Genomic DNA, 8,949 nt, shown 5'->3' on the forward strand with positions numbered 1-8,949 from the left:
TTACAAGATAAAAAATCCATTTTTAGACACATAGTCTAATTTGTTTACAAGGAGGAAATATGCAAGAAAGTAACAAACGCTTAAAAACAAAGCGAACTATTGAAAATGCTATGGTACAATTACTGATGGAACAACCATTTGATCAAATTTCTACTGTCAAGTTAGCAGAAAAAGCCGGAATTAGTCGTTCCAGCTTCTATACGCACTATAAGGATAAGTATGATATGATCGAGCACTATCAAAGCAAGCTCTTTCATACATTTGAATATATTTTTCAAAAACATGCTCATCACAAAAGAGATGCTATTTTAGAAGTATTTGAATATCTAGAGTCAGAACCACTTCTGACTGCCCTTCTTTCTGAAAATGGGACTAAAGAAATTCAAAATTTCTTACGAAATAAACTTCATATCATGCTCAGCACAGATTTACAAAAGCGATTTATGCAACTAAATCTCAATACCACTGAATTAGAATATAGTAGCATCTATCTAACTCATGCACTTTTTGGTGTCTGCCAAACTTGGATTGCACACGGAAAAAAAGAAAGTCCTCAAGAAATAACAGACTTCCTTATGAAGATGCTTGGTGATACAAATTGATACAAAAAGAGGAACACAACTGTGTTCCCTTTTATCTATACTCCGCCAGTAGGACTCGAACCTACGACATCATGATTAACAGTCATGCGCTACTACCAACTGAGCTATGGCGGATAAAATAGTCCGTACGGGATTCGAACCCGTGTTACCGCCGTGAAAAGGCGGTGTCTTAACCCCTTGACCAACGGACCTTCTATCTGTAGCAGATATAACCATTATATCAATTTCTTACTAATTGTCAATCACTTTTGAGATTTTTTCTCTAAAATATCTTTCAATTTTCTAATTTTTAACCTTGAAATAGGACAGCGATGATCTTCATAGAAAACAACTTCTAGATTCTTTCGGTCAATTTCTCTAATATTGCCTATATTTACCAAAAATGACTTATGAGGAGAATAAAATCGCTGAGTATGTTTGTCCTTTTCCTGAATATCTGTCATTGTTCCATAGAACTCTTTTGCAAAATTCTTACCAATAATGCGCAATTTATGAGAGACCCCTGTCGTTTCAATATACAAAATATCATGGTAAGGGATTTTTAAATCATTTCCCTTGTAATTGTAGTCAAAATAATCCACCACATCTTCATTTTCAAGTAACATACTCTTCGTGTAGAAAATATTTTGCTCAATTCTCTTCTTGAACATCTCATCATTGATATCCTTATCAACAAAATCTAGGGCTGATACCTGGTATTTATAGGTTAAAGTCGCAAACTCTGATCGACTGGTGATAAAGACGATAATAGCGTAAGGATTGTAATGACGAATGAGCTGAGCCACTTCAAATCCCTTTTTCTCAATTCCATGAATATCAATATCTAGGAAGTAAAGCTGATTTACTTCATCGTTTTCAATGTATTCTTCAAATTCACGGACTTTTCCCGTTGTCTTGTATGATATTGGAATATTCGATTCTTTCGAAATTTCATCCAATATTCTCTCTAGTCTCACTTGATGTTCAATAACATCTTCTAAAATTAAAACTTTCATTCAAATTCCCTCTTAAATCTAATGATTTGTCTAAATGTACTGCCTTCCATCTCTGTTTCTAAAATAATGTTGTTGTACTTATCCAGTAGCTCTTTCACATTATTTAATCCAACTCCGCGATTCCTTCCCTTAGTGGAGAATCCTAAAGCAAATAGATCTCCTGAAGGAGTCATCGTCATTTTACATGAATTCTGAATCACAATCACTGTTTCAGTTTCCATCTTAATAACTGCTACTTCCATCTGCTTTTTATAACTATCAGCCGATCCTTCGACAGCATTGTTCAATAAAATGCTCATGATACGCACTAAATCCAATAGTTCGATTGGGAGCTTGGTAATCGTATCTTTTACTTCCAGTGTAAACTCTACACCATTATTTCTAGCATAGATAATTGACTGAGCAACCAAACTTCGTAAAGCTGAATCTTCTATGTTGTTCAAATCAAAGTAAGTGTACTTATCTGAGCGCAGTTTGTGATTGGCTTTAACCAAAACTTCGTTGTAAACTCTGTCAATTTCCTGTAAATCACCACTGTCAATTGCCATATGCATGCTGACAAGCATCCCAGCATAGTCATGTCGAAAACCACGGATTTCATTATACAGACCGACAATTTCATCTGTGTAGTTTTGTAAATGTTTCTGTTCAAATTTCTTCTGCTTCAAAGCAATCTCTTTCTCTATTTGAACTTTATGCGAATTCATTGCAAAGAAGGTTAAAAGGAGAGAAATAAAGACGATAGATGATAAAATACTTCCAAAACTATTCAAATGTTTAATCGTACTTACCATATTTGAAACGAAAGATACAATATGGAGCAGTAGTAAGGCAAAAAATACTTTTTTCAAGAAAGGATAAAGGTAGTCCTTGTCAAAATAGGCTAGTTCCAAATGGAAATAATGAATGATTTTTAAGATAACAACATAAGTCAACACCGTTACAACGGAAAAGAATAGGTAATAATATTGTAAAACAAAATTGTCTCCTGTTATAGAGGAGAAAGTTACGGACAAAAAGTTATGAGTGCTCTCATATAAAAGAGATAGTAGTAAACTTAGAAATAGTCCTCTATCCCTCTCATACTGTTTCATCCATCGAAAATAAGAATATAAGAATAAAGGAAATAAAAATGTTTCAATCCCTAACCCATCTAAATTTAGAAGATAGAAGGGAAAATCAAATACTATGTCTGTTAGTAATGTATAAGCACCAAAAACGAAGAATTCTTTTCTATTTATTTGACCTTTACAAATTAAACGGTAACTATGACTAATAATTAAAAAATATAATATCAAATCTACTAATAAGAAAAAATCCATTCTGCTACTCCTTTATCTTCTTCTAAAGATATTAAAGAAATTAAAGGACTTTTCATTCATTTTCCTCATCTCCCCACCTTTAATCTTTTGCAAGTCTTTTTCCTTCAAGGCTACAAACTGTTCCAATTTAACTGTGTTTTTCATAATAAAATCTCCTAAAATGTTTTTTCTTGTAAGCTAACTTACAAAAACTATTATACAAAATGGAATTTCGTTTTAGATAAAATTCTCTCAACTGTCATTTTTTTCTCCCAAAGTGTACTTTTTTAAGAAAAAAGCCGGGAAAATTCCCAGCTTTGCTACTATATTGATCCCAGCAGGATTCGAACCTGCGACCGTTCGCTTAGAAGGCGAATGCTCTATCCAGCTGAGCTATGAGACCTAACACAATTATTCTACCAAAAATTCAATTAAAAGTCAATTTTCTATTTATGATAGGGGGATCCCTGCTGAATCGTAAAAGAGCGATAGATTTGTTCAACAAGAACTAGTCTCATTAACTGATGGGGCAAGGTTAGACGACCAAAACTGACAGAAAGATTGGCTCTCTTTTTTACATCCTGTGCTAACCCCAGACTCCCTCCAATGATAAAGGTAAGAGTAGAAAATCCTTTTATAGAAGCTTCTTCTAACCGCTTACTAAATTCTTCTGAAGAAAGTGTTTTCCCCTCAATGGCTAACACAATAACAAAATCACGATCACCAACTTTTGATAAAATTCTCTGACCTTCTATTTCTAAAATCTTTTGATTTTCTGACTCACTGGCCCTATCTGGTGTTTTTTCATCTGCTAACTCAATCATTTTAAGCTTAGCAAATCGAGAAATTCGTTTTGAATACTCTGCAATACCATCTTTTAAATACTTTTCTTTCAGTTTCCCAACTGTTACAACTTTAATTTTCATGACTCTATTCTAACATATTCTCTATTTTTTCACACCTTATTCACAAAACAAAAGGTTAAATTTCACCTAGAAAATCACAGATTTTTAAAAGTTATCCACAATCTGTGAAAAACTTTTATGTTTAAGTTATAATTAAGCTAGTCAGTTTATACTTTCAGTAATTCAAAAATATGGAGGCAAATATGAAACATTTAAAAACATTTTACAAAAAAGGGTTTCAATTATTAGTCGTTATCGTCATTAGCTTTTTTAGTGGAGCCTTGGGTAGTTTTTCAATAAACCAACTAACTCAAAAAAGTGGGGTAAGCAACTCCAACAACAATAGCACTATCACACAGACTGCCTATAAGAACGAAAATTCAACAACACAGGCTGTTAACAAAGTAAAAGATGCTGTTGTTTCAGTTATTACTTATTCAGCAAACAGACAAAATAGCGTATTTGGTAATGATGATACTGACACAGATTCTCAGCAAATCTCTAGTGAAGGATCTGGGGTTATTTATAAAAAGAATGACAAAGAAGCTTACATTGTCACCAATAATCACGTTATAAATGGCGCCAGCAAAGTAGATATTCGTTTGTCAGATGGAACTAAAGTACCTGGAGAAATTGTCGGAGCTGATACTTTCTCTGATATTGCTGTCGTCAAAATATCTTCAGAAAAAGTGACAACAGTAGCTGAGTTTGGTGATTCTAGCAAGTTAACCGTAGGAGAAACTGCCATTGCCATCGGTAGCCCGTTAGGTTCTGAATATGCTAATACTGTCACTCAGGGTATTGTATCTAGTCTCAATCGAAATGTATCTTTAAAATCTGAAGATGGACAAGCCATTTCTACAAAAGCCATCCAAACTGATACTGCTATTAACCCAGGTAACTCTGGTGGCCCACTAATCAATATTCAAGGACAAGTTATCGGAATTACCTCAAGTAAAATTGCCACAAATGGAGGCACATCTGTAGAAGGACTTGGTTTCGCAATTCCTGCAAATGATGCTATCAATATTATTGAACAGTTAGAAAAGAACGGAAAAGTGACTCGTCCAGCTTTGGGCATCCAAATGGTCAATCTCTCAAATATTAATACAAGTGATATTAGAAGACTGAATATTCCAAGCAATGTAACATCTGGTGTAGTTGTTCGTTCTGTGCAAAGTAATATGCCTGCCAATGGTCACCTTGAAAAATACGATGTTATTACAAAAGTAGATGACAAAGACATTGCTTCATCAACAGACTTACAAAGTGCTCTTTACAATCATTCTATCGGAGACACCATTAAAATAACTTACTATCGTAACGGTAAAGAAGAAACTACATCTATTAAACTTGACAAGAGTTCAGGTGATTTAGAATCTTAATTGACATCTATGTAAAGAAAGCTTTACATAAGAGAAAAGATGTGTTAGTGTAGAATCATGGAAAAATTTGAAATGATTTCTATTACAGATATACAAAAAAATCCCTATCAACCTCGAAAAGAATTTGATGGAGAAAAACTACATGAACTAGCACAGTCTATCAAAGAAAATGGGGTCATTCAACCGATTATTGTTCGTCAATCTCCTGTTATTGGTTATGAAATCCTTGCAGGAGAGAGACGCTATCGGGCTTCACTTTTAGCTGGTCTAAGGTCTATCCCAGCTGTTGTTAAACAGCTTTCAGATCAAGAGATGATGGTCCAGTCCATCATTGAAAATTTGCAAAGAGAAAATTTAAATCCAATAGAAGAAGCACGCGCCTATGAATCTCTTGTAGAGAAAGGATTTACCCATGCTGAAATTGCAGATAAAATGGGCAAGTCTCGTCCATATATCAGCAACTCCATTCGTTTGCTTTCCTTACCAGATGCTATCCTCTCAGAAGTAGAAAATGGCAAACTATCACAAGCCCATGCGCGTTCTCTAGTTGGGTTGAATAAGGAACAACAAGACTATTTCTTTCAACGAATTATAGAAGAAGACATTTCTGTAAGGAAGTTAGAAGCTCTTCTGACAGAGAAAAAACAAAAGAAACTGCAAAAAAATGATCATTTCATACAAAATGAAGAAGAACAGTTAAAAAAACTACTCGGATTAGATGTAGAGATTAAACTGTCTAAAAAAGATAGTGGAAAAATCATTATTTCTTTTTCAAATCAAGAAGAATACAGTAGAATTATCAACAGCCTGAAATAAGGCTGTTCTTTTATTTTTTTATCTCACAAGGTTATCCACTATTTTTTTCAATAAAAAGCTTAATAAATCAATAGTTTCTGATTTTATCCCCAACTTGTGGATAAAACTTGGTAACATTGTGGATTATTTTTCACAGCTTGTGGAAAATTCTTGTTCTCTATGGTAAAATAGGTCTAGTATTAAACTTTTAATAGTAAAGGAGGAGAAAGGATTGAAAGAAAAACAATTTTGGAATCGTATATTAGAATTTGCTCAAGAAAGACTGACTCGATCCATGTATGATTTCTATGCTATTCAAGCTGAACTTATCAAGGTAGAGGAAAATGTTGCCACTATATTTTTACCACGATCTGAAATGGAAATGGTCTGGGAAAAACAACTAAAAGATATTATTGTAGTTGCTGGATTTGAAATTTATGATGCTGAAATAACTCCCCACTATATTTTCACTAAACCTCAAGATACGACTATCTCACAAGTTGAAGAAGCTACAAATTCAACTCTTTATGACTATAGTCCAAAGTTAGCATCTATTCCTTATTCGGATACTGGGTTAAAAGAAAAGTATACTTTTGATAATTTTATTCAAGGGGATGGAAATGTTTGGGCAGTATCAGCCGCTTTGGCTGTCTCTGAAGATTTAGCTCTGACCTATAACCCTCTTTTTATCTATGGAGGACCTGGGCTTGGTAAGACTCACCTGTTAAACGCTATTGGAAATGAAATTCTAAAAAATATTCCAAATGCGCGTGTCAAATACATACCTGCTGAAAGCTTTATTAATGACTTTCTTGATCACTTAAGGCTTGGGGAAATGGAAAAATTTAAAAAAACCTATCGTAGTCTTGATCTTTTGTTAATCGATGATATCCAGTCACTCAGCGGAAAAAAAGTCGCAACTCAGGAAGAATTTTTCAATACCTTTAACGCCCTTCATGACAAGCAAAAACAGATTGTCCTAACCAGTGATCGAAGTCCAAAACATCTAGAAGGTCTCGAGGAGAGGCTTGTCACGCGCTTTAGTTGGGGATTGACACAAACTATCACACCCCCTGACTTTGAAACACGTATTGCCATTTTACAAAGTAAAACGGAACATTTAGGCTACAATTTCCAAAGTGATACTCTAGAATACCTAGCTGGGCAATTTGATTCAAATGTTCGAGATCTTGAGGGAGCCATCAACGACATCACTTTAATTGCCAGAGTAAAAAAAATCAAGGATATCACTATTGATATTGCTGCAGAAGCTATTAGAGCTCGCAAACAAGATGTTAGCCAAATGCTCGTCATCCCAATTAATAAAATCCAAAATGAAGTTGGTAACTTTTATGGTGTTAGTGTCAAAGAAATGAAGGGAAGCAGGCGCCTTCAAAATATCGTTTTGGCCCGTCAAGTAGCCATGTATTTATCTAGAGAACTAACAGATAATAGTCTTCCAAAAATTGGGAAGGAATTTGGTGGAAAAGATCATACAACAGTCATTCATGCCCATGCAAAAATTAAATCTTTGATTGATGAAGACGATAATTTACGTTTAGAAATTGAATCAATCAAAAAGAAAATTAAATAACTTGTGGATAACTTTTACGTTATTATCTTTTTTATCCACATTTTTTAAACAAGCCAAAAAACTTGATATGACTTGTTTAAAGTCTGTTTTCCACAGATTTCACAGACTCTATTATTACTATTATCCTTCTAATACTAAAAATAAATAAAGGAGAATCCATGATTCATTTTTCAATTAATAAAAATTTATTTCTACAATCATTAAATATTACTAAGAGAGCTATTAGTTCTAAAAATGCTATTCCTATTTTATCAACCGTCAAAATTGACGTAACCAATGAAGGTGTTACTTTAATTGGTTCAAATGGTCAAATTTCAATTGAAAATTTTATTTCTCAAAAAAATGAAGATGCTGGTCTATTAATTACTTCTTTAGGTTCGATCCTTCTTGAAGCTTCTTTCTTTATCAATGTGGTATCTAGTCTACCTGATGTGACTCTTGATTTTAAAGAAATTGAACAAAATCAAATTGTTTTAACCAGTGGAAAATCAGAAATTACCCTAAAAGGAAAAGATAGCGAACAATACCCACGAATCCAAGAAATTTCAGCAAGCACTCCTTTGGTTCTTGAAACAAAATTGCTCAAGAAAATTATCAATGAAACAGCTTTTGCTGCAAGTACACAAGAAAGTCGTCCAATTTTAACAGGTGTTCATTTTGTATTGAGTCAGCATAAGGAGCTAAAAACAGTGGCAACAGACTCTCATCGTCTAAGCCAGAAAAAATTAACGCTTGAGAAAAATAGTGATGATTTTGATGTCGTAATTCCTAGCCGTTCTCTACGCGAATTTTCAGCGGTATTTACAGATGATATTGAAACTGTAGAGATTTTCTTTGCTAACAATCAAATCCTCTTTAGAAGCGAAAATATTAGCTTCTACACACGTTTGTTAGAAGGAAACTATCCTGACACAGATCGTTTGATTCCAACAGACTTTAACACTACTATTACTTTTGATGTGGTAAACTTACGTCAGTCAATGGAGCGTGCTCGCCTTTTATCAAGTGCGACTCAAAATGGTACTGTGAAGCTTGAAATTAAAGGTGGTATTGTTAGCGCCCATGTTCATTCTCCAGAAGTTGGTAAAGTAAACGAAGAAATCGATACTGATCAGGTGACTGGTGAAGATTTGACTATTAGTTTCAATCCAACTTACTTGATTGATTCTCTTAAAGCTTTAAATAGCGAAAAAGTGACCATTAGCTTTATCTCAGCTGTTCGTCCATTTACTCTTGTGCCAGCAGACACTGATGAGGACTTCATGCAGCTCATTACACCAGTTCGTACAAATTAAGGCTCTTTGTCAACTGTAGTGGGTTGATGAAAAGCTAAGCTCGAGAAAGGACAAATTTCGTCCTTTCTTTTTTGATG

Annotated in this window: 9 protein-coding genes and 3 tRNA genes; 5 read left to right on the plus strand and 7 right to left on the minus strand. The window is 34.0% G+C overall.

Features of this window, described 5'->3' with window-relative positions; genetic code table 11:
• Positions 1-59 precede the first annotated feature (59 nt).
• Positions 60-602 carry a TetR/AcrR family transcriptional regulator gene (locus N8L90_RS06495; RefSeq protein WP_261024705.1) on the plus strand — a complete coding sequence of 181 codons (543 nt, stop codon included), beginning with the start codon at positions 60-62 and terminating at the stop codon, positions 600-602.
• Positions 603-642: 40 nt separating this feature from the next.
• Here the strand turns inward: N8L90_RS06495 and N8L90_RS06500 are convergent.
• The 7 genes from N8L90_RS06500 to rlmH form a co-directional block, all read right to left on the minus strand.
• Positions 643-716, minus strand: a tRNA-Asn gene (locus N8L90_RS06500).
• A 5-nt stretch (positions 717-721) separates the two neighbouring features.
• A tRNA-Glu gene (locus N8L90_RS06505) sits at positions 722-793 on the minus strand.
• A gap of 51 nt (positions 794-844) precedes the next feature.
• A complete protein-coding gene (gene comE, locus N8L90_RS06510; protein ID WP_000866069.1) occupies positions 845-1,597 on the minus strand; it encodes a competence system response regulator transcription factor ComE in 753 nt (250 codons plus the stop codon).
• Positions 1,594-2,919, minus strand: coding sequence for a competence system sensor histidine kinase ComD (comD, locus tag N8L90_RS06515; RefSeq protein ID WP_261024706.1), 1,326 nt, complete (start codon positions 2,917-2,919; stop codon positions 1,594-1,596). Before comD ends, comE begins: the two co-directional genes overlap by 4 nt.
• 12 nt (positions 2,920-2,931) lie before the next feature.
• Positions 2,932-3,063 (minus strand): competence-stimulating peptide ComC, encoded by a 132-nt coding sequence (comC, locus tag N8L90_RS06520; protein ID WP_004248788.1) that lies wholly within the window; start codon positions 3,061-3,063, stop codon positions 2,932-2,934.
• Positions 3,064-3,227: 164 nt separating this feature from the next.
• Positions 3,228-3,301, minus strand: a tRNA-Arg gene (locus tag N8L90_RS06525).
• 43 nt (positions 3,302-3,344) lie between these two features.
• Positions 3,345-3,824 carry a 23S rRNA (pseudouridine(1915)-N(3))-methyltransferase RlmH gene (rlmH, locus tag N8L90_RS06530; protein ID WP_000695940.1) on the minus strand — a complete coding sequence of 160 codons (480 nt, stop codon included), beginning with the start codon at positions 3,822-3,824 and terminating at the stop codon, positions 3,345-3,347.
• A 182-nt stretch (positions 3,825-4,006) separates the two neighbouring features.
• Between rlmH and htrA the strand changes: the two genes are divergently transcribed.
• From htrA to dnaN, 4 genes are all read left to right on the plus strand, one after another.
• Entirely contained in the window at positions 4,007-5,188 is a 1,182-nt protein-coding gene (gene htrA, locus N8L90_RS06535) for a serine protease HtrA (protein ID WP_224219111.1), read from the plus strand.
• Positions 5,189-5,245: 57 nt separating this feature from the next.
• Complete coding sequence (locus N8L90_RS06540; RefSeq protein ID WP_261024707.1) at positions 5,246-6,004, plus strand: ParB/RepB/Spo0J family partition protein; 759 nt, start codon at positions 5,246-5,248, stop codon at positions 6,002-6,004.
• Between the two features lie 211 nt (positions 6,005-6,215).
• The gene (dnaA, locus tag N8L90_RS06545; protein WP_261024708.1) at positions 6,216-7,577 is read left to right on the plus strand and encodes a chromosomal replication initiator protein DnaA; all 1,362 of its coding nucleotides are present in this window, start codon (positions 6,216-6,218) and stop codon (positions 7,575-7,577) included.
• Between the two features lie 158 nt (positions 7,578-7,735).
• On the plus strand, positions 7,736-8,872 hold the full coding sequence (gene dnaN, locus N8L90_RS06550; RefSeq protein WP_261024709.1) for a DNA polymerase III subunit beta: 1,137 nt from the start codon (positions 7,736-7,738) through the stop codon (positions 8,870-8,872).
• Positions 8,873-8,949: the final 77 nt, after the last annotated feature.

Origin of the sequence: Streptococcus mitis (genome assembly GCF_946190115.1) — a bacterium.
GTDB classification, from domain to species: Bacteria; Bacillota; Bacilli; order Lactobacillales; family Streptococcaceae; genus Streptococcus; species Streptococcus mitis_CO.

What these genes read in the sequence shown, in the direction of transcription:
- N8L90_RS06540 (WP_261024707.1), top strand. Translation starts at nt 5,246, where the DNA reads ATGGAAAAATTTGAAATGATTTCTATTACAGATATACAAAAAAATCCC.
- comE (WP_000866069.1), bottom strand. Translation starts at nt 1,597, where the DNA reads ATGAAAGTTTTAATTTTAGAAGATGTTATTGAACATCAAGTGAGACTA.
- dnaN (WP_261024709.1), top strand. Translation starts at nt 7,736, where the DNA reads ATGATTCATTTTTCAATTAATAAAAATTTATTTCTACAATCATTAAAT.
- N8L90_RS06495 (WP_261024705.1), top strand. Translation starts at nt 60, where the DNA reads ATGCAAGAAAGTAACAAACGCTTAAAAACAAAGCGAACTATTGAAAAT.
- htrA (WP_224219111.1), top strand. Translation starts at nt 4,007, where the DNA reads ATGAAACATTTAAAAACATTTTACAAAAAAGGGTTTCAATTATTAGTC.
- comD (WP_261024706.1), bottom strand. Translation starts at nt 2,919, where the DNA reads ATGGATTTTTTCTTATTAGTAGATTTGATATTATATTTTTTAATTATT.
- comC (WP_004248788.1), bottom strand. Translation starts at nt 3,063, where the DNA reads ATGAAAAACACAGTTAAATTGGAACAGTTTGTAGCCTTGAAGGAAAAA.
- rlmH (WP_000695940.1), bottom strand. Translation starts at nt 3,824, where the DNA reads ATGAAAATTAAAGTTGTAACAGTTGGGAAACTGAAAGAAAAGTATTTA.